The organism is Geodermatophilus sp. DSM 44513, assembly GCF_032460525.1.
In the GTDB taxonomy this organism is placed as follows: Bacteria; Actinomycetota; Actinomycetes; order Mycobacteriales; family Geodermatophilaceae; genus Geodermatophilus.
On sequence record NZ_CP135963.1, the window covers coordinates 2,856,116 to 2,875,455 of the forward strand.

At 76.3% G+C, this 19,340-nt stretch carries 20 protein-coding genes; 5 read left to right on the forward strand and 15 right to left on the reverse strand.

From position 1 onward, the window contains the following. Positions 1-23: 23 nt before the first annotated feature. The 4 genes from RTG05_RS13830 to RTG05_RS13845 all read right to left on the reverse strand — a co-directional run bounded on the left by RTG05_RS13830 (position 24) and on the right by RTG05_RS13845 (position 4,493). Positions 24-806 (reverse strand): aldolase/citrate lyase/malate synthase family protein, encoded by a 783-nt coding sequence (locus tag RTG05_RS13830; protein ID WP_315911883.1) that lies wholly within the window; start codon positions 804-806, stop codon positions 24-26. A 38-nt stretch (positions 807-844) separates the two neighbouring features. After that, on the reverse strand, positions 845-1,885 hold the full coding sequence (locus RTG05_RS13835; protein ID WP_166529136.1) for an ABC transporter ATP-binding protein: 1,041 nt from the start codon (positions 1,883-1,885) through the stop codon (positions 845-847). After that, entirely contained in the window at positions 1,882-3,333 is a 1,452-nt protein-coding gene (locus tag RTG05_RS13840; RefSeq protein WP_315911884.1) for an ABC transporter permease, read from the reverse strand. The genes RTG05_RS13835 and RTG05_RS13840 overlap by 4 nt, the downstream gene beginning before the upstream one ends. A gap of 140 nt (positions 3,334-3,473) precedes the next feature. Beyond that, positions 3,474-4,493 carry an iron ABC transporter substrate-binding protein gene (locus RTG05_RS13845; protein ID WP_208104950.1) on the reverse strand — a complete coding sequence of 340 codons (1,020 nt, stop codon included), beginning with the start codon at positions 4,491-4,493 and terminating at the stop codon, positions 3,474-3,476. A 109-nt stretch (positions 4,494-4,602) separates the two neighbouring features. Here RTG05_RS13845 and RTG05_RS13850 point away from each other — a divergent pair, with 109 nt between their 5' ends. From RTG05_RS13850 to RTG05_RS13860, 3 genes are all read left to right on the forward strand, one after another. Continuing rightward, the gene (locus tag RTG05_RS13850; protein WP_208104951.1) at positions 4,603-5,049 is read left to right on the forward strand and encodes a GNAT family N-acetyltransferase; all 447 of its coding nucleotides are present in this window, start codon (positions 4,603-4,605) and stop codon (positions 5,047-5,049) included. Positions 5,050-5,170: 121 nt separating this feature from the next. Then, positions 5,171-5,554 carry a PaaI family thioesterase gene (locus RTG05_RS13855; protein ID WP_166529137.1) on the forward strand — a complete coding sequence of 128 codons (384 nt, stop codon included), beginning with the start codon at positions 5,171-5,173 and terminating at the stop codon, positions 5,552-5,554. 62 nt (positions 5,555-5,616) lie between these two features. After that, positions 5,617-5,898 carry a DUF427 domain-containing protein gene (locus tag RTG05_RS13860; RefSeq protein ID WP_166529138.1) on the forward strand — a complete coding sequence of 94 codons (282 nt, stop codon included), beginning with the start codon at positions 5,617-5,619 and terminating at the stop codon, positions 5,896-5,898. Between the two features lie 51 nt (positions 5,899-5,949). Here the strand turns inward: RTG05_RS13860 and RTG05_RS13865 are convergent, their stop codons facing one another. From RTG05_RS13865 to RTG05_RS13895, 7 genes are all read right to left on the reverse strand, one after another. Next, a complete protein-coding gene (locus RTG05_RS13865) occupies positions 5,950-6,372 on the reverse strand; it encodes a hypothetical protein (RefSeq protein WP_166529139.1) in 423 nt (140 codons plus the stop codon). Between the two features lie 170 nt (positions 6,373-6,542). Next, positions 6,543-7,514, reverse strand: coding sequence for a ferritin-like domain-containing protein (locus tag RTG05_RS13870; RefSeq protein ID WP_166529140.1), 972 nt, complete (start codon positions 7,512-7,514; stop codon positions 6,543-6,545). 352 nt (positions 7,515-7,866) lie between these two features. Beyond that, positions 7,867-8,361 carry an NUDIX hydrolase gene (locus tag RTG05_RS13875; RefSeq protein ID WP_208104952.1) on the reverse strand — a complete coding sequence of 165 codons (495 nt, stop codon included), beginning with the start codon at positions 8,359-8,361 and terminating at the stop codon, positions 7,867-7,869. Between the two features lie 116 nt (positions 8,362-8,477). Beyond that, on the reverse strand, positions 8,478-9,089 hold the full coding sequence (locus tag RTG05_RS13880) for an isochorismatase family protein (RefSeq protein ID WP_166529142.1): 612 nt from the start codon (positions 9,087-9,089) through the stop codon (positions 8,478-8,480). Next, positions 9,086-10,963, reverse strand: coding sequence for a hydantoinase B/oxoprolinase family protein (locus RTG05_RS13885; protein WP_166529143.1), 1,878 nt, complete (start codon positions 10,961-10,963; stop codon positions 9,086-9,088). The genes RTG05_RS13880 and RTG05_RS13885 overlap by 4 nt, the downstream gene beginning before the upstream one ends. A gap of 3 nt (positions 10,964-10,966) precedes the next feature. Next, positions 10,967-13,039 (reverse strand): hydantoinase/oxoprolinase family protein, encoded by a 2,073-nt coding sequence (locus RTG05_RS13890; RefSeq protein ID WP_166525610.1) that lies wholly within the window; start codon positions 13,037-13,039, stop codon positions 10,967-10,969. Continuing rightward, entirely contained in the window at positions 13,036-13,716 is a 681-nt protein-coding gene (locus RTG05_RS13895) for a GntR family transcriptional regulator (protein ID WP_166529144.1), read from the reverse strand. Before RTG05_RS13895 ends, RTG05_RS13890 begins: the two co-directional genes overlap by 4 nt. A 105-nt stretch (positions 13,717-13,821) precedes the next feature. Between RTG05_RS13895 and RTG05_RS13900 the strand changes: the two genes are divergently transcribed. After that, complete coding sequence (locus RTG05_RS13900) at positions 13,822-14,709, forward strand: isocitrate lyase/PEP mutase family protein (protein ID WP_166525611.1); 888 nt, start codon at positions 13,822-13,824, stop codon at positions 14,707-14,709. Between the two features lie 68 nt (positions 14,710-14,777). On the opposite strand, the gene RTG05_RS13905 is transcribed toward RTG05_RS13900, so the two are convergent. Continuing rightward, a complete protein-coding gene (locus RTG05_RS13905; RefSeq protein ID WP_166525612.1) occupies positions 14,778-15,821 on the reverse strand; it encodes a collagen-like domain-containing protein in 1,044 nt (347 codons plus the stop codon). A gap of 470 nt (positions 15,822-16,291) precedes the next feature. Beyond that, on the reverse strand, positions 16,292-16,948 hold the full coding sequence (locus tag RTG05_RS13910) for a uracil-DNA glycosylase (RefSeq protein ID WP_166525613.1): 657 nt from the start codon (positions 16,946-16,948) through the stop codon (positions 16,292-16,294). A 133-nt stretch (positions 16,949-17,081) separates the two neighbouring features. Between RTG05_RS13910 and RTG05_RS13915 the strand changes: the two genes are divergently transcribed. Beyond that, on the forward strand, positions 17,082-17,987 hold the full coding sequence (locus RTG05_RS13915) for an SCO6745 family protein (protein ID WP_166525614.1): 906 nt from the start codon (positions 17,082-17,084) through the stop codon (positions 17,985-17,987). 117 nt (positions 17,988-18,104) lie between these two features. Here RTG05_RS13915 and RTG05_RS13920 read toward each other — a convergent pair whose 3' ends face one another. Together RTG05_RS13920 and RTG05_RS13925 are read right to left on the reverse strand one after the other, a co-directional pair. After that, positions 18,105-19,124, reverse strand: a complete 1,020-nt coding sequence (locus tag RTG05_RS13920; protein ID WP_166525615.1) for a zinc-dependent alcohol dehydrogenase — start codon at positions 19,122-19,124, stop codon at positions 18,105-18,107. A 1-nt stretch (position 19,125) separates the two neighbouring features. Next, entirely contained in the window at positions 19,126-19,338 is a 213-nt protein-coding gene (locus RTG05_RS13925) for a hypothetical protein (protein ID WP_166525616.1), read from the reverse strand. Between the last annotated feature and the right edge of the window lie 2 nt (positions 19,339-19,340).

Below are 19,340 nucleotides of genomic sequence, written 5' to 3' on the forward strand. Positions count from 1 at the left end.
ACGGCGCCCTCACGACAGCAGCCTCACGCGCCCACCGGCACCCGGCCGGTCACCGCCGCCACGAACGCGGCCCGCCGCGCGGCCACCTCGGCCGGGTCCGCGGCGGCCATCCCGGCCAGGACGGCGAGCAGCCGGGGCACCTCGACGAACGGGTCGCGCCCGGCCATGTCGGCGGTGAACGACCGCCGCAGGAAGGTGAAGTCCGCACCGCAGCGCACCAGCTCGGCGGCCAGCAGCGCCGCCGGCACGGGCGCGCCGCCCTCGGGCAGGGTGAGGCCGCCGACGCCGAAGGCGCTGGGCACCACGGCCCGCACGGCGTCCACCGTGCCGTCGACCAGCGGCGTGAACAGCTGGTCGGCGCCGCGGTCGATGCGCAGGTCGTTGAGGCCCACGTACACCCGGGACAGCGGCCGGCGGGCCAGCTCGGTGGCGCACGCCACGCCGTCCTGCGTCTCGACCAGGATGCCCAGCCCGCAGCGGCCGGCCACCAGGTCGAGGGTCCGGTCGACCTCGGCGGGCGTGCGGACCATCGGCAGCAGCAGCTCGTCGGCCCCGCGCGCGACGGCGTCGTCGACCTCGCCGGGGGTCCACGGGCCGAAGCCGTTGAGCCGGCACAGCAGCCGCCCGTCGGTGGCCGCCCGCATGCGGCTCAGGTCCGCCGGGGTGTCGTCGTTGATCTGGGTGCCCTCGCCGAGCTGGCGGCGGAGCTTCCCGCGCCGCTCCCAGTCCACGACGATCCCGGCCGCCCCGGCGGCGACCACGTCGGCACCCCACGCGGGGTCGACCGTGAAGAGGAGGAGGTCCACGCCGGTGAGCTTAGGCACACCTAACCGGCAGCCTGCACTCAGGCCCGGACGCCCGGGAACGGCAGGGCCGCCCCCAGCACGCCGACCGTCACGTCCTCCCCCGCAGCCGGCAGCTCCCGGCCCTCCAGCCGGGCGCTGAACGCCACCCCGGAGGGCAGCTCCAGGCGCACCCGCGCGTCGTGGCCGTAGAAGTCGACGGCGCGGACCCGGGCGAGCGGTCCGGCCCCGGACGACGGCCCGAGCCGCAGCTGCTCGGGGCGCAGCAGCACCCGCGCCGGCCCGTCGGCGCAGCTCCGCTCCAGGTCGAGCGCGCCGAGGGCGCAGTGCGCCCGCCCGCCGCGGACGTCGGCGTCGAGCACCACCGACTCCCCCACGAAGGTGGCGACGTCGAGGTCCTGCGGGCTGCGGTAGAGGGTGCGTGGGTCGGCCAGCTGCACCAGCCGGCCGCCGCGCAGCACCGCCACCTGGTCGGCCATCGACAGCGCCTCGGCCTGGTCGTGGGTGACCAGCACCGTGGTCGCGCCGGCGGCGGCCAGCGCGTCGGCGACCGCCTGCCGGGTCTCCTCGCGCAGCCCGGCGTCCAGCGCGGAGAACGGCTCGTCCAGCAGCACCAGGGACGGCGCCGGCGCCAGCGCGCGGGCCAGCGCCACCCGCTGCTGCTGCCCGCCGGAGAGCTGGTGCGGCGCGCGCCCGGCCAGCGCGGGGTCCAGGCCGACCAGCTCCAGCAGCCCGGCCACCCGCCCGGCGTCCCGGCGCTGCCGCCGCGGCAGGCCGAAGGCGACGTTGCCGGCCACCGACAGGTGCGGGAACAGCCCGCCCTCCTGCGGCACGAAACCGATCCGGCGGCGGCGGGCCGGCACGCTGCGGCCGGCGCCGGCGACCGTCCGCCCGCCGACCTCGATCGTGCCGGCGTCGGGGTCGTCGAAGCCGGCGACCAGCCGCAGCAGCGTCGTCTTGCCGCACCCGGACGGGCCGAGCAGCGCGGTGAAGCCGCCCTCGGGCACGTGCAGGTCGACGCCGGTGAGCACCGGCGTCCCGCCGTAGGACCGGGTCACACCGGTGACCGTCAGGGAGCTCACGTCAGCCGTCCTCGGGTGGTCAGGGCCTCGCGGGAGAGCAGCACGGTGGCCGGCGCGGACAGCAGCACCATGACCACCGCGTACGGGGCGGCCGCGCCGTACTCCAGCGCGCTGCTGGCCGACCAGAAGGCGGTGGCCAGCGTGGTCGTCCCGGTGGGGGCGAGCAGCAGGGTGGCGGTCAGCTCGGTGACCACCGCCAGGAACACCAGCGCCGCGCCCGCCCCGAGCCCGGGGGCGAGCAGCGGCAGCGTCACCCGGCGCAGCCGGTCGGCGGCCGAGGAGCCCAGCGAGGCGGCGACGTCGTCGTAGAGTGGCGGGGCCTGCTCGATCGCCGCGCGCACCGGCACCAGGCCGCGCGGCAGGAACAGCACCGCGTAGGCGGCCAGCAGCACCGGCACCGTCTGGTAGGCCCACGGCGTCAGCTCGAGGGAGACGGTGACCAGCGCCAGGGCGATGACGATGGCCGGCACCGAGCTGCCCAGGTAGGTGCTGCGCTCCAGCAGGGTGGCCACCCGCCCGCGCGCGCGGACGGCGAGCCAGCCGGTGGGCAGGGCCATCGCGGTGGTGACCAGCGCCGCGACCGCGGCCAGCCCGAGCGTCGTCCCGGTGGTCTGCGCCAACGCGGGCAGGGACACCGCGGTCGACGAGCCGCGGACCATCCACAGCGCCAGGCTGCCCAGCGGCACGGCCAGCGACAGCGCGACCAGCCCGCCGAGGGCCAGCAGCGCCGGGCCGGCCCAGGCGCCGAGGGGCACCGGCCGCCCTCCGCGGGCCACGCCGGCGCCGGTGCGCGCGTACCCGCGGGTCCCGCGCAGCCGGAGCTCCGCCAGGAGCAGCAGCAGGCACAGCAGCAGCAGGACGCCGGCCAGCGCGGTGGCACCCGGCCCGTTGAAGGTGGCCCGGTACTGGTCGTAGATCGCGGTGGTGAAGGTCGGGTAGCGCAGCATCTGCAGCGCGCCGAACTCGGCGAGCACGTGCAGCGCGACCAGCAGCGACCCGCCCAGCAGCGCGACCCGGAGCTGCGGCAGCTGCACCCGCCGGAACACCGCCCACCCGGACAGCCCCAGGCCGCGGGCGGTGTCCTCCAGTGCCGGGTCCAGGCCGCGGAAGGCGGCGACCACCGGCAGGTAGACGAACGGGGAGTAGGACAGCGTGACCACCAGCAGCGCGCCGCCGTAGGTGTCCAGGCCGGGCAGCAGGGAGATCCAGGCGTAGCTGTTCACGAACGCCGGCACGGCCAGCGGCGCGACCAGCAGCACGTGCCAGACCCGCCGTCCCGGCAGGGCGGTGCGCTCGACCAGCCAGGCCGCCCCGACGCCGAGGACGGCGCACAGCAGCACCGTGCCGCCGACCAGCCGCGCGGTGTTGCCCAGCAGCTCGGCCACCCGGGGGCGGACCACCAGCTCGCGGACGCCGGCCCAGCCGACGTCGGCCAGCGCGACGACCACGTAGCCCAGCGGCAGCAGCGCCAGCAGCGCGACGGCCGCGGCCGCCAGCAGGGTCAGCGGCGCCCGGCGGGCACGCGACCGCCCCGGGGCGGCTCGTCGAGCCGGGGTCCCCGGGGCGGTCGCCGGTGCCGCGGGTGCGCTCAGAGCAGCCCCGCGTCCTGCATCAGCTCGGTGACCCGCTCCTGGTCCAGCGCGCCCGGGTCCACCTCCGGCGCCTGCAGCTCCTCCAGCGGCGGCAGCGCCTCGGCCGAGGGGACGCCGGTGGCCACGGCGTACTCCAGCGCGGTGCTCTCGGCCAGCCGCCGCTGGGCCGCCTCGCCGGTCAGGTAGGCGACCAGCTGCTGGGCCTGCTCGGGCTGGTCGGAGGAGGCCAGCACGCCGGCGCCGGAGACGCTGAGGAAGGCGCCGGGGTCGGCGTTGCGGAAGTAGTGCAGCTCGGCGTCGTCTCCCTGCAGCCCGTTCTCGGCCTGGTCGCGGTACCAGTAGTAGTGGTACATGACGCCGGCGTCGATCTCGCCCTCGTCGGCGGCCACCATGACCGCGGTGTTGCTCGGGTAGACGTCGGCGTTGCGCTCCAGCCCCTCCAGCCAGGCGCGGGTCTCCTCCTCGCCGCGCAGCGCCAGGACGCCGGCGACGATCGCCTGGAAGTCCGCGCCGCCGGCGGCGATGCCGATGCGGCCCTCCCACTCCGGGTCGGCGAGGTCCATGATCGAGGCCGGGACCTGGTCGGCGGGCAGCTGCGCGGGGTTGTGCACCAGCACGGTGGAGCGGGCGGCGAAGCCGGTCCAGTTGCCCGACGACGGCCGGAACTGCTCGCCCACCTGGTCCAGCGTCGACTGCTCCAGCGGCGCGAGCAGGCCGGCGCGGTCCAGGACGTCGATCGAGGGGCTGTTCTCGGTGAGGAAGACGTCGGCCGGGCTGGCCTCGCCCTCCTGCACGATCTGGTTGGCCAGCTCCGCGTCGTTGGCGTCCCGGAACTCCAGGGCGATGCCGGTCTCCTCGGTGAAGCCCTCGAGCATGGTACGCACCAGGCTCTCGTGCTGGGCGCTGTAGACCGTCAGCGTCTCGGCGGCCGCCGCGTCGGACCCGCACCCGGCGAGCACCCCGGCGGCGGTGAGGGCGGACAGGGTGGTCGCGGTGGTGCGCACGAGCCTGGTCACGACGCTCCTGGGAGAGATGGCGAACGGAAGATAGGCAAGCCTGACCTCAGCACAGGTGTACCACGCGCGGTCGCCGGTGGTGCCCCCGCGGTCGGCTACAACTGCGTGCGTGACCGCACCCCCTCGCCTGCGCACCGCCCGCTTCGCCGAGCTGACCGGCGCGGAGGTCTACGCGCTGTGCCGGCTGCGGGTCGACGTCTTCGTCGTGGAGCAGCAGTGCCCCTACCCGGAGCTGGACGGCCGGGACCTGGAGCCCGGCACCGTGCACGTCTGGCTCGAGGACGACGCCGGGGGCGTCGCCGCCGCCATCCGGGTGCTCGACGACGGCGCCACCCGGGCGATCGGGCGGGTGGTCACCGCACCCGCGCACCGCGGCCGGGGCCTCGCGGCGCAGCTGGTGGAGGTCGGGATCACGCTGTGCGAGCAGGCCCCGGTCACGCTGGGCGCGCAGGCCCACCTGGAGGGCTGGTACGCCCGGTTCGGCTTCCGGCGCAGCGGCCCGGGCTACGTCGAGGACGGCATCCCGCACGTCCCGATGCGCCGCGACCCGGCCTGACGCCCGCCCCCCGGCGCCCCCGTGACGCCGGGACAGGCGGACTCTACGAGACCGGGGGGTCCGGTCACCGCAGCCGCACACCGGCGCGTCGGACCCCGGCGGAGCGGGTAGCGCGCCGGGCATGAGCGGACACAGCGGGGCGGGCGGCTTCGCCCAGCGGATCGGCGCGCAGGTCGAGGACGCCGACGACGGCGGCGCGCGGATCGCCTTCGAGGTGGGCGAGGAGCACCTCAACCCGGCCGGCACGCTGCACGGCGGGGTGGTCGCCACCCTGGTGGACACCGCGATGGGCCAGGCCATCCGGACCACGACCGGGGACGGCGAGGTGCCCGCGACCAGCCAGCTCACCGTCACCTACCTGCGCCCGGGCAAGCCCGGCCCGCTCGCGGTCACCGCCCGGCTGCGCACCCGCGGGGCGCACCTGACCGTCTGCGAGGCCGACGTCGAGCAGGACGGCGAGGCGCTCGCGCACGCCGTCGCCACCTTCGCCCTGCTGCGGCGCTGACACCCCCGGGCGCCGGGGCCGGCCGCGGAATGCCGCCGGCCGGCCGCCGCGTTCGGCGTGCCATGACCACAGCCACCTGGAACGGCACCGTCATCGCCGAGTCCGACGACATCGTCACGGTCGAGGGCAACGCCTACTTCCCGCGGGAGGCGGTGCGCGACGACGTGCTGCGCCCCTCGGCGACCACGACGGTCTGCCCGTGGAAGGGCACCGCCTCCTACTTCACCCTCGAGGTCGACGGGCAGACCAACCCCGACGCGGCGTGGGTCTACCCGGAGCCGAAGGACGCCGCCCGGGAGATCACCGGCCGGGTGGCCTTCTGGCGCGGCGTCGAGGTCCACTGACCCCGGCCACGTCCCGGGTCCCGCGAGGCGTGGGGAGGGCGGGGTCCTTCTTCAGCTCGGCCGCGTGCCGGCGAGCTCGCGGGCGGCCTCGGCCGCCTCGGCGTCGAGGGTCTGCGAGCGCTCCTGGCGCTCGATGAGCTCGTGGTAGCGCGCCCACGCCTCCTCCGGGCGGACGCCCAGGGCCGCGGCGACCTGCTCCCACGACGCCCCGCCGCGCAGGGCGGCCCGGAAGCCGGTCAGCTCGCTGTCGCGCGCACGGCGGGCGACGACCTCGCCCAGGGCGAGCAGCTCGAGGGACTCGGCGACGTCGAGGGAGGTCGTGGTGTCCTTGATCGAGGCCCAGTCGTCGGCGTCGACGTCCACGACGGTGTTCAGGGTGGTGGCCCCGGAGTCCCGCCGGCTCAGGAAGTCCAGGCGCGTGACGGCCGTCGTCAGGGAGAACTCCCGGTCGAGGACCTCCGGTGTGATGTCCATGCGGCCTGCCATCCCCCCGTGCGTCGGCGGGTCAAACCCGGTGCGACCGAGATCTCCCGCCGTCCGCGAGCCCGGACCCAGCGCGTCCGGGCGCGCACGTGCCGCTCCCGGACGCGCGTGAGGGCCCGCCCCCGGTGCGGGAGCAGGCCCTCGTGCGCAGGCGGTGTGACTCAGGCGTCGACGCCCACGGCCTCCTTGGCCAGCGCGGCCACCTGGGCCTGAGCGGCGTTGACGATGCTCGTCCGCTTCTTGTGGGTCTCCTCGTAGCGGATGATCACGCGGATGTCGTGCGCGGTGCGGAGCTCCTTGACGGCCTTGACGGCGTCCTGGGTCGACAGCGAGTCGTAGCCCTTGATGGGCAGCTCGTCGGCGCTCACGTCACCGAGCTCCTCGCGGGCGGTGCGGGCGGCCTGGGCGGCCTCCCGGTTGCCCTCGCGACGGGCGATGCGCTCGGCCCGGCGCAGGGCGGCGCTGCGCCCGACGGTCAGGGTCTCGCGGACGGCGTCGGTGAACGACGAGGCCTTGTCGCCGGCCTCGCTCAGCCGCTCGCCGGCCTCCTCGCGGCGCTGCTGCACCGACTCGACGACCTCGTTGACCCGGTTGGCCCAGAAGCGCACCGGGGCGTTGGCCGCGCGGGCGGCGGTGCCGGCGACCCGCTGGAACGCGGTGGCCTGCAGCGCGGCGGGCCCGCCCATGGCCTCCTCGGCCAGGACGACGGTCAGCCACTCGATGGTGGCCTTGTGCGCGGTCTGCAGGCGCTCGGCCAGCGCCCGGACCCGGGGCAGCTCGGCCTGCTCGGCCAGCACCTTGAGGTAGGTGGCGCGGTCGTTGAGCTGGTGCTCCAGGGACAGGTCCTGCAGCAGGGCCTCCTCGAGCGGCTCGACCTGCTCGAAACCGGCCTTGAGGACGGCGGACAGCCGGCCCAGGGCGGGGGTCACCACGTCCGGCACGCCACCGAGGGCGCGCAGCTGGTCGGTGATGGCCCGGACCCGCTCCGCGGCGTGGTCGGCGTTCTGGGTCAGCTCACGGCGGACGGCCTCGGTGCGGGCCTGGGAGATGCGGGTGCGGGCGACCTGCTCCTCGGTCTGGGTCAGCAGGACGAGCGCACGCAGCTGGTTGATGATCTTGGTGTTGTCAGCCATGACTCCTGTGTGCCCCGCCAGAGCCGTCCGCTAACTCCAGCAAGCGTATTGCTTGCTGTGAACCGGGTCACGCAGTCCCCGGCTCGTTCAGCGGCTGGGCACGGCCGGACGCGACGGGCGGTCCAGGCGGAGCACCGGCTGGGTGGGCTCGTCGGCCAGCGGCGACCGGGGACGCGCCGGCGCGGACGGCCGCAGCGCCGTGCCGCAGCCGACGCAGAACCGGCCCTGCTGGCGGACCGCCCCGCACGTGGCACACGCCGACATGGCGACCTCCCTCGCAGCTCGGCGGGTCCGGTGACCGCGCCTGCCGGGAAGGTGCCAGCACCGCGCACCCGGACCGTGGCCGGTGTGGTCAGTGGGACGAGTCGTCGCCGAACCGTTGCACGACCGGCAGCGCGAGCAGCCGGTCCAGCAACGGCACCTGGCCGCGCACCAGCTTCTCCCGCGCCACGGCGACCCCCACCCAGGCGGCCCGGTCGATCTCGGGGAAGTCCTGCACCCGGCCCGAGCGCGGCGGCCACTCCATCGGGAAGGTGTTGCTCACCGCGGCGCTCGCGTCGAGGTCCCCTTCGCCCGCCCACGCGGTCAGCCGCTTGCCGCCGGACTGGCGGACCTCCCCGAGCGGCACCAGGTCGCCGACCGGTGCCGGCACGCCGATCTCCTCGGCGAACTCCCGTAGCGCGACCTCCCGCGGCTCCTCGTCGGGGCCGTGCTCGCCCTTGGGGATGGACCACGCGCCGGCATCCCGGCGCACCCAGAACGGCCCGCCCATGTGCCCGATCAGCACCTCGACCGCGCCGTCCGCGCCGAACCGGTAGAGCAGCAGCCCCGCACTCGTCCTCGGCACGACCGCCATCCTCGTCCGCCATCGGCGGTCCCGGCCTGGCGCGGCGCGGCGCTGACGTCCGTCAGGTGGAGCGGCGCCGCCCGGCGCCAGGGGGAGCAGCCGGGCGGCGCCGCGGTCTAGAGGTGGGCCAGCGCCTCGGGCAGGTCGACGACGTCGGCGTACTTGGCGTCCAGGTCGGCCAGGTTGGCGTCCTGCAGCGCCGGGCTCCGGTCGGCACACGCCTGGCGCACCACCTGCGGCCGGAAGCCGGAGCTGAGCGCGTCCATGGCCGTGGCCCGCACGCAGCCCGACGTCGAGACCCCGGCGACGACCACCGTGTCGACCCCGGCCGCGTGCAGGGTCGACGCCAGCGACGTGCCGGAGAACGCCGACGCGTACTGCTTCACCACGACCGGCTCTCCCGGCCCGGGCTCCAGGGTCAGCGCCCCCCAGTCGCCGGGGGCGTCCTCGGCGAAGGCGGCCAGCGCCGGCACCTTGCGCACGAACCACCCGCCGTCCGCCAGCCCCGCGGCGTACCGGACGGCGGTCCAGACGACCGGCCGCCCGGACCCGCGCGCCGCCTCGACCAGCGCGGACGCCGCCTCGACCGCCGGACCCGGGTCGGGCAGGGCGAACGGCCCGTCCGGCTCGGTGTAGGCCCGGCACAGGTCGACGACGAGCACGGCCGGCCGGCTCCCCCAGCCCACCCGGCCGGAGAACGCCGGGCCGTGCGGCCCCGGGGCGCTCATCCCGCCGCCCACACCGGACGGCGCGGCGCGGGCAGCCCGGTCTCCTCCTCGCAGCGGGCCAGCAGCTCCTCGATCGGCGGCCCCATGTCGAAGACCGGCAGCTCGGCCGGGCGGTCGGCACGCAGCTGGTCGCGCAGGGTCTCGGTCGCCCCGGCATCGACCTCGCCGTCCTCGGTGACGACCACCCCGTACCGCTCGGCGCCGCGGGGCGTGACCAGGCCGCGCCGCACCTCCCGGGCCACCAGCTCCGGGTCCCGCTCCAGCGGGTCGCCCCACCCGCCGCCGCCCCAGGTGACGAAGTGCAGGACGTCGCCGGGGTGCACCGGCACGCCGTGGCACTTGCTCGGCAGCACCTCGCGGGTGCCGTCGGCGCGCTCCACCCACTTGCGGCCGCGGGCGCCGGGCTGCCCGCCGTTGACGCCCCACGGGTAGGTCAGCCAGCGGTCGTCGTGGATGGCGATCTCGCCGGGTTCGGCGAAGACGTAGGCGACGTCCACGCCGTTGCCGCCGCGGTGCAGCCCCGCGCCGCCGGTGTCGGCGACGGTCTCCCACTTCTCGATGCGCAGCGGGTAGTAGGACTCCAGGTACTCGCAGGGGATGTTGACGAAGCTCGGCCACAGCGAGTGCCCGTCCGGCCCGTCGCCCAGCGGCCGGCCGGGGATGCCGCCGAAGCCGATCGAGTAGAGCTGGAACCACTCGCCCTCCCGCTCCCCGGACGAGTGGTGCCCGGAGTACATGAAGTGCGGCGAGGAGGAGAAGCCGGCCGCGTTGAGCAGCGCCGGGTTGGTCTGCCCGAGCAGCCCGCCGAACAGGTCGAACACCCGCCCGATGCCGTGGTTGCGGCCGTTGAGCGCCGCCGGGTGCCGCGGCTTCCAGTAGGAGCCCTCCGGGATGGTGACGTCGACCAGCGGGTAGAACCCGTCGTTCCACAGGATCTGCGGGTCGGCCACGGTGATCATGTAGATCCCGAAGAACATCCGGGTCAGGTTCTCGTTGATGTAGTAGTTGATCGGCCCGGCGGCCTGCGGCGAGGAGCCGGTGAAGTCCAGGTGCACCTTCTCGCCGGTGCGGGTCAGCGACAGCGTCAGCTCGTAGGGGCCGTTGCCGACGCCGTCGTCGCAGATGTGGTCGGTGAAGGAGAGGGTGCGGCCCTCCTCGAACACCATCTGCAGCAGCACCTTCATCGCGTCGTGGTTGCGCTGCAGCAGCGCGTCCAGCGCGGACAGGTAGGTGGCGGTGCCGAAGCGGGTGCACATCTCCTGCACCCGGCGCGCGGCGGTGCGGCAGGCGGCGACCAGGCCGTTGAGGTCGGCGCGGTTCCAGTCCGGCATGCGGACCTGGTTGAGGATGATCCGCAGCGCGTCGTCGTTGAGCACGCCCTTCCGGTAGAGCTTGAAGGGCGGGATGACCACGCCCTCCTCGTAGATGGTGCGCGCGTCGGTGGGCATGGACGACGGGGTCTTGCCGCCCACGTCGGACATGTGCCCGAACATCGACGCCCAGCCCACGACCCGGCCCTCGTGGAAGACGGGCAGGACCAGCAGCCAGTCGTTGGCGTGGCTGATCGCCGCGCCGCAGGCGTACGGGTCGCTGGTGAGCAGGACGTCGCCCTCCTCGACGGTGTCGTCGAAGCCGTCGAGGAAGTCGGGGATGGACAGGCCGAACTGGCCGACGACCATCTTCCCGTCGGGGTCGCCGATCAGCGGGAACTCGTCGTGCTGCTCGCGGATGCCCGGGGACAGGGCGGTGCGGAAGAGCACCTCGTCCATCTCGTAGCGGGCGTTGCGCAGCCCGTTCTCGATCAGGTCGAGGGTCACCGGGTCGACGTCGACCCGCCCGACCCCGCCGGTGGCGGTCTCGATGATCCGTGCCATGGGTCAGCCCTCCGCGTCGTCGGTGAGCGGCTCGATGAGCAGGGAGCCCGAGGGGTGCACGGTGGCCGCGTGCCCGGGCAGCACGAGGGTCGTGGAGTCCATCTCGGTGACGATGGCCGGGCCGCGGACGACGTCGCCGGCCCGCAGCCGTTCCCGGTCGTAGACGCCGGCGGTGGTGTGCCCGCCGTCGACGTACACCCGGGTCTCGGTGACCAGCGCCGCCGCCGGGTCGCCGTCCCCGGGGTCGAGGTGCACCGGGGCGACGTCGGGGCGCGGGCCGGTGACCGTGGCGCGGGCGTTGACCAGCTCGTGGTCGACGTCGAGCAGGAAGGAGAACAGCCGGTCGTGCTCGGCGTCGAACGCCGCCCCCAGCCGCGCGAGCGCGTCCCCTCCCTCCAGCCAGGACGGGTCCACCGACACCGGGATCTCGAAGCCCTGGCCGGAGTAGCGCACGTCGACCTGGTAGCCGACCGTCTGGTCGGCCCGCGCCAGCCCCTGGCCGGCCAGCCGCTGCCCGGCCTCGTCGGCCAGCTCGCGCAGGATCGCCACCAGCTCGGCGTCGGTGAGCTGACCCAGGCGGCGCAGCACGGTGCGGGCGGACTCGTCGCGCCGGCTGGTGGTCGCGTCGCCGAGCGCGCAGAGCAGCCCGGGCCCAGGCGGGACGATCACCGGCCAGGCGCCGGTCAGCCGGCCCAGGGCGTTGGCGTGCAGCGGGCCGGCGCCGCCGAAGGCGACCAGGGCGAAGTCGCGCGGGTCGAAGCCCTGCTGCACCGAGACCAGCCGCAGCCCGCCGAGCATGTTCTCGTTGACGATGTCGACGATGCCCGCGGCGGCGGCCTCGGGGGACTCCAGCCCCATCGCCTCGGCCACCTTGCCGACGGCGGCCCGCGACGCCTCGGCGTCCAGGGTGATCTCCCCGCCGGCCAGCGACGAGGGCAGGTAGCCGAGGACCACGTCGGCGTCGGTGACCGTCGGGTCGGTGCCACCCCGCCCGTAGGCGGCCGGCCCGGGGTCGGCGCCGGCGGACTGGGGGCCGACCCGCAGCGCGCGGGTCAGCTGCGGCACGTGCGCGATCGAGCCGCCGCCGGCGCCCACGGTCCGGACGTCGACGCTGGAGGCGCGCACCGCCAGGTCGCCGACCTTGGTCTCCCGGCCGATCCGCGGGCGGAGGTCGCGGACGAGCGCCACGTCGGTCGACGTGCCGCCCATGTCGAAGGTGATGAGGTCGCGGTGGCCGCACTGCTCGGCCACCCACACCGCGCCGGTGACCCCGCCGGCCGGGCCGGACAGCAGCATCGTGACCGGCGCGGCGACCGCGGCGTCGGCGGACTGCAGCCCGCCGTCGCTGCGCAGGACGGCCAGCTCCGCGGTGACGCCGCCCTCGCGCAGCCCGGCGGAGAGGTGCTGCACGTAGCGGGCCACCTGCGGTTGCACGTAGCCGTTGGCCACCGTGGTCAGCGTCCGCTCGTACTCGCGCAGCTCGGGCAGCACGTCCGAGGACAGCGACACCGGGACACCGGGCAGCAGCTCGGCGGCCAGCTCGGCGACCCGCCGCTCGTGGGCGGGGTCGGCGAAGGAGTTGATGAGCGAGACCGCGATGGCCTGCACGCCCCGGCCGGCCAGCCGCGCCAGCTGCCGGCGGACGTCGTCGTCGTCCAGCGGCCGGACCACCGAGCCGTCGCTGGCGATCCGCTCGTCGACCTCGACGGTGTCCTCGAGGTCCGCCAGCGGCTCGGGCTTGGGCCAGATGATCCAGCCGGCCAGCCCGCCGGGGACGAAGGAGCGGGCGATCTGCAGCACCTGGCGGAACCCGCGGGTGGTGACCAGGCCGACCCGGGCGCCCTTGCCCTCGAGGATCGCGTTGGTGGCGACCGTGGTGCCGTGCAGCACCTGCGCCACCTCGCCCATCGCGATGCCGGCGTCGGCGCACACCTTCCCGATGCCGGTGAGCACCCCGACCGCCTGGTCGACCGGCGTCGAGGCGGTCTTCGCCCGCCAGGTGGCGCCGCTGTCCTCGTCGACCAGCAGCACGTCGGTGAAGGTGCCGCCGACGTCGACTCCGAGCCGGTAGCTCATGCGGTGTCCTCTCCTCGGGCCGTCTGCAGCCGGGCGGCCCGGACCATCACGGCGCGGGCGTTGGCGATGTGCGAGGTCATGACGGCGCGGGCCCACCCCGGGTCCCCCGCGCGGACGGCGGCGACGATCTCGCCGTGGTGGCCCAGGCTGCGGCGCAGCGAGGCCTCGTCGTAGGTGAGGAAGTTGCGGCGCACGATCGGCGGGTGGATGGCCGCGGCCAGCGCGGCGGCCAGCGGAGGGTGCGCGGCCAGCGCGACCAGCCGGTCGTGGAAGGCGCGGTTGAGCGGCACCAGGGCGTCGAGGTCCTGCCGCGGGCCGGGGCAGCCGGTGTCGACCATCCGCCGGGCGAGGTCGTCGAGCTCCTCGACGTCGGCGGGCGTGGCGTTCGGGACGGCGTACGCGGTGAGCTGCGGCTCCAGCACCGACCGCAGCTCGAACACGCCCTCGAGCTCGGCGAGGGTCCAGGTGGCCACCCGGGCGCCGCGGTTGGGCGTGATCTCCACCAGGCCCTCGGCGGCCAGCCGAGACAGCGCCTCGCGCACCGGGGTCCGGCTCACCCCGAGGCGGTCGGCGAGCTCGACCTCGCCCAGCCGCGCGCCGGGGGCCAGGTCACCGCCCATGATCATGGCGCGCAGCGTGCCGAGGGCCCGCTCGGCGGACGTCAGCGAACGTGTCAGCGGTCACACCCCCTCGCAGATTGTGTGCAAACCTAGGGGCGCTCCGGGGTCGTCGGCAATGCCTGTCCGCGACGTATCGGACACCTGCATACAAGGAGGGCCGACGTGGGGGATCTACTGGGCGGGGTACCGGCGCCGCGGGCCCGGCTGCGGGAGCTGCTCGCCGCCCCGGAGCCGCTGCTGGTACCCGGCGCCTACGACGCCCTGTCCGCCCGGCTGGTGGAGCAGGCCGGCTTCGGTGCGGTCTACATGACCGGCTTCGGGACGACGGCCTCGCTGATCGGCCGCCCCGACGTGGGCCTGCTCACCGGCGCGGAGATGGTCGACAACGCCCGCCGGGTCGCCGCCGCCGTGGACGTCCCGGTGATCGCCGACGCCGACACCGGGTACGGCAACGCGCTCAACGTCGTCCGCACGGTGCAGCTGTACGAGCAGGCCGGGGTCGCCGGCATCCAGCTCGAAGACCAGGTGACGCCCAAGCGGTGCGGGCACATGAGCGGCAAGGCGCTGGTCGAGGCCGGCGAGATGGCCGGCAAGGTGCGCGCCGCGGTGGCCGCGCGGCGCGACCCCGACCTGGTCGTCATCGCCCGCACCGACGCGGTCGCGGTCGGCGGGGTGGACGACGCCCTGGAGCGGGCCCGGGCCTACGCCGACGCGGGCGCCGACCTGCTGTTCGTGGAGGCCCCCACCACGGAGGCCGACGTGGAGAAGGTGGCGACGGCGCTCGACGGCGTCGCGCCGCTGGTGTTCAACTGGGCCGAGGGCGGCCGCACCCCGCCGCTGTCCCTGCAGCGGATGGCCGAGCTCGGCTTCGCGCTGGTCATCTACCCGATCGGCACGCTGCTGGCCGCCACGGCGGGCATCCGCGCGCTGCTGGCCGCGCTGCACCGCGACGGCGTCCCCCCGCTGGAGGGGCTGCCGTCCTTCGAGGAGTTCACCGACCTCGTCGGGCTGCCGGAGGTGCGACGGCTGGAGCAGCGCTTCGGCGGCTGAGGAGGGACCGGGACGGGGCGCCCCGCACCGCCGCGGCGGTGCGGGGCGCCCCGGTGCTGCCCGTGCGGTCAGGCGATGGAGCGCACGTTCGAGCGGTCGGCGGCGGAGCTGGTGCCGGCCGCGGCGTCGGTGTCCACGATCGCGCGCAGGAACAGCCCGCCCTGCAGCTTGACCAGCCGGGACGTCAGCGTGGCGACGTAGCGGACACCCACGCGCGGGTCGAGCACCGTCCGCGGCGAGACGTCCAGCGCGGCCTGCTTGACCTTGGCGACCAGCTCCGCGGGGCTGGGCTGGTACAGCCAGGCCGGGCCGGACGGGCCCTGCGGACCCTGGACGCCGGGCAGGCCGACCGGGCCGGCCGGGCCGCTGGGGCCCTGCACGCCCTGCGGACCCTGCAGGCCGCGGACGCCGGACTCGCCCCGCTCGCCGAGCTCACCCTGCTCGCCCTGCAGACCGCGGAGGCCCTTCTCGCCGGCCGCGCCGGTCTGCCCGATCACGCCGCGCTGGCCCTGGGCCCCGCGCAGGCCCTGCTCGCCCTGCGGCCCCTGCTCGCCGACCGCGCCGCGCTCGCCGGGCAGGCCCTGCAGACCGCGCTCGCCGGGCAGGCCACGCGGACCCTGCTCGCCCTGCTCGCCGGGCAGCCCGGTGGAGCCGGGCACGCCCTGCTCACCCCGCGGGCCGGTCTCCCCCTCGGCACCCCGCACGCCCTGCGGGCCGGACTGGCCCTGCGGACCCGCCTCACCCCGGGCACCGGTCGGCCCCTGGAGGCCACGCTCGCCGACCGCACCGACGGCGCCCACGGGCCCCTGGGCGCCGCGCTCGCCGGCCGCGCCGGCCTCGCCGCGCGCGCCGACGGGCCCCTGCGGACCGGCCTCACCGACCGGGCCTGCCGGACCCTGCTCACCGACCGGGCCGGCGGGGCCGGCCGGGCCCTGGGGGCCCTTGTCACCCACCGGACCGGCGGGGCCGGCCGGACCCTGGGGGCCCTTGTCACCACGCTCGCCGGCCGGGCCGGGCCGGCCGGTCGGGCCCTTGCGGCCGGGGTCGCCCTGCTCGACGGTGTCGGCGGTCGGCGGGGTGTCGGTGGTGGTCGTGCTGCTGGACTCGCTCATGGGTGTGGCCTCTCGTCGTGGCGGGCGGTGTCCCCGGACGGTCTCCGGGTGCCCCGCCCGCTGTGGGGTCCGTCCTGGTCGCTGGTGACCGGGTGGGCCGGTCGGAGCCGGCGACGGACCTGCCGGACCCACGGGCCCGGCAGGTGTCACCGTGCCCAGTCCCGGTGAACAGCCGGCGTCCGGCGGCCGTGAGCCCGACCACAGCGAGGGGTGCGCAGACCGGCCACGGGGTCGCGGGCGACCGCGCGCCGGGGCGCGGTCGCCCGTCCGTGCCGCACCCGGTCACCCCGCTGACCAGCGACCACGGCCCCGCGGGCCCCGGTGCGGGACGCCGCTCCCCCGCCGGAGCCGGCCTGCTCGGGTGGCCCGGGACGCTTCCGGGCCGGTCGAGCGTGTCGTCACCGGCTGCGAGCTCGCGGAACACGATCGGCCGTAGTCGGGGAGTCACGCCTCGTGTGCGGTGCGTCCGGTCAGCCCACCCGCGCGGCCGCCTCGGCGAGGACGTCGCGCAGCAGGTCCGCGTTGCGCCGCCCGGTCGCCCGGTCGGTGAGGTGGGCCGCCTGCGGCGAGGGGTGCGGGGCGCGCAGCACCTCCCGGCTGCCGGGCGGCGGGCCGCCCGCGTCCCAGGCCCGCTGGGCGAGCCGGCCGAGCAGGACGACGACCCGGGCGTCCGGCAGCAGACCGAGCAGGGTGTGCAGGTGCGGCCGCGCCCGGCGGGCCGCCGCGGTCAGGCCCAGCCGCTCCCCCGCCGGGATCGCCGGGTCCGCGACCCACCAGGGGACGACGTTCCACAGCACCGTCGCCGCGGACGGCAGGCCGACCTCGGTGCACAGCCGGTGCAGCAGCCCCGCGGTCATGTCGTTGGTGTGCCGGCTGACCAGCCCGGAGCCGTGCGCGGCGACCGCGGAGGGGTCCTGCAGCAGCAGGAGCACCGGCGCGTGCACCCCGCCGGACGCCGGGTCGAACGAGGGCACCCGGCGGCGCTCGGCCCGGGCGACGTCCCGCGTCCAGCGGTGCAGCGCGGCGACGTGCGGCTCGCCGAGGCGGGCGTGCCGGGCGGCGACCGAGCCGGGGACGACCCGCTCGTCCAGCAGCATCCCCTCCGCGAAGGCCGGCCGGTTGCGCACGCCCCGCACATCCCGTCGCTGCGCCGTCCCCACGGCGGTCAACCTGCGACACGGGGAGCCGGGGACGCAAACCGGCCGGGAACCCCGGGCTGCGGCTGGTGGCCGCGCCGGCCGGCGGGCCAGGATGCGCGGCGTGGACTACGCCACCGCCCGCACGGTCTTCCTGTCCCCACCGGCCGACCCGCGCCCGCCGTCCCGGCTGCCGGACACCCCGGCGCGCCGGCTGCGGGACGCCGCCGAGCCGCTGGCCACGATCAGCTTCTGGTCCCGGTCGGTCAACGAGCGGTTCGCCGCGCTGGGGCTGGACTTCCTGACCGGCTACGTGTGGGGGCGGGCGGCGCCGATGGGCGAGCCCAGCGCCCCGGTCGTGGTCGCCGCGTTCGGGGTCTTCGAGCCGGGCCTCATCGGCTCGCTGTACGACCAGGCCCGCGGCCTGGCCTCGCGCGAGCAGGTGCTCAGCGCGCGGGCGGAGGGCTCGGTCGACTCGCTGCGCGCGCTGCTGAGCGGCGCCGACGTCGCCGAGGCGGTCGCGCTGCTGCGCCGCGGCACCGACGCCGTCGCCGGCGACCTCGCCGGCCGGCCGCTGTACGCCGGGCTGGTCTCGCTGCCGTGGCCGGCCGACCCGCTCGGCCAGCTGTGGCACGCCACCGCGCTGCTGCGCGAGTACCGGGGCGACGTGCACCAGGCGGCCAACGTCGCCGCCGGGCTGTCCGGGCTGCAGATGAACCTGGTGACCGAGCACTGGGTGGGCTGGGCGCCGACCGAGTACGCCGGCACCCGCGGCTGGTCGCCGGACGCGATGGCCGCGGCGGCCGCGGACCTGGCCGCGCGCGGCCTGGTCGCCGACGGCGGGCTGACCGAGGAGGGCCGCCGGCTGCGCGCCGGCATCGAGGAACGGACCGAGGCCGCGATGGCCCCCGTGCTGGCCGCGATCGGGCCGGACCTACCGGAGCTGACCGCCCGGCTGGACGAGTGGTCGACGCTGGTCACCGCCGGCGGCGAGGCCCCGCCGGACCCCTACAAGCGGATCAGTGGGTGAAGGACCTCACTGCCCCCCACCGCTCGCACGCTCGCGGCGGGCCCCTGCAGTGAGGCCGCCCCCTCGCCCCCCACCCCTCGCACGCTCGGGGCGGGGCCCTGCGAGGGGGCCGTCGGTTCACACGTCGATGAGGACCTTGATGGCGCCGTCCCGCTTGGTCGAGGCGACCTCGAAGGCCTCGGCGACGTCGTCCAGGCCGAACCGGTGGGTGACCAGCGGGGCGAGGTCGACCCGGCCGGTGCGGATCAGCTCCAGGGACCGCTCGTACTGCCCGCGCCCGCCGTTGCCGCCGATGCCGTAGACGGTGAGCGTCTTGAGCATCATCGGCACCACCGGGATGCCGGGCAGGTCGTTGGCGAAGCCGATGAAGTTCGCCTTGCCCTCCTTGCGGACCAGGTCGATGACCGACGCGGTCGCCGCCGGCGCGCCGGAGGTCTCGATGACGACGTCCGCCCCGCGCCCGCCGGTGCGGTCCAGCACCTGCTGCACCAGGTCGCCGGACCGGCTGTCCAGGCACTCGGTGGCGCCGTAGGCCCGGGAGACCGGGAAGACCTCCTCGCGGACGTCGGTGACCAGCAGCTGTCCGGCTCCTGACGCGGCCGCCAGCCGGGTGACCGCCAGCCCGATCGGGCCCTGCCCGAGCACCAGCACGGTGTCGCCGAGGCGCAGGTCCAGCCGGTCGACGCAGTTGAGCCCGACGGCGAAGGGCTCCAGCAGCGCTGCGCCGTACAGCGGCACGCCCTCGGGGACGGGCACCAGGTTCACCGCGGGGACGGCGATCCGCTCGGCCAGGCAGCCGTCGGACCACAGCCCGATCAGCTTCTTCCGCGGGCAGTCCAGCGGCGCGCCCGCCGCGCAGGCCGCGCACTCCCCGCAGGGCAGGGACGGCTTGACGGCGAACTGCCGGCCGGCCAGCCTCGGGTCCACGCCGTCGCCGACGGAGTCGACGGTGCCGGCGAAGTCGTGCCCGGGCACCCGCGGGAACGGCGAGTCGATGCGCCCCTCGTACTGGTGGGCGTCGGTGCCGCACAGCGAGGCGACGTCGACCCGGACGACGACCCAGCCGGGCCGGGCCTCGGGGTCGGGCCGCTCCTGCAGCTCGACGTGCCCGACCCCGGTGAGGACGGCGGCGCGCACCTCAGCCCTCCTGACCGGCGGCGCGGTCGAAGCGCCCGGGCAGCCGCCCGCGGGAGCGCAGCACGTCGTGGAGCTGGTCGCGGTGGTGGACCAGGTGCCCGACGACGACCGGCAGCCACCCAGCGACGGTGCGGAGCAGGTCCTCGACCTCCCGCAGCGTCTCGTCGGCGGTGCGCGTCTGCTCGGCGACGACGTCGGTGGCGGTGCCGGTCACGG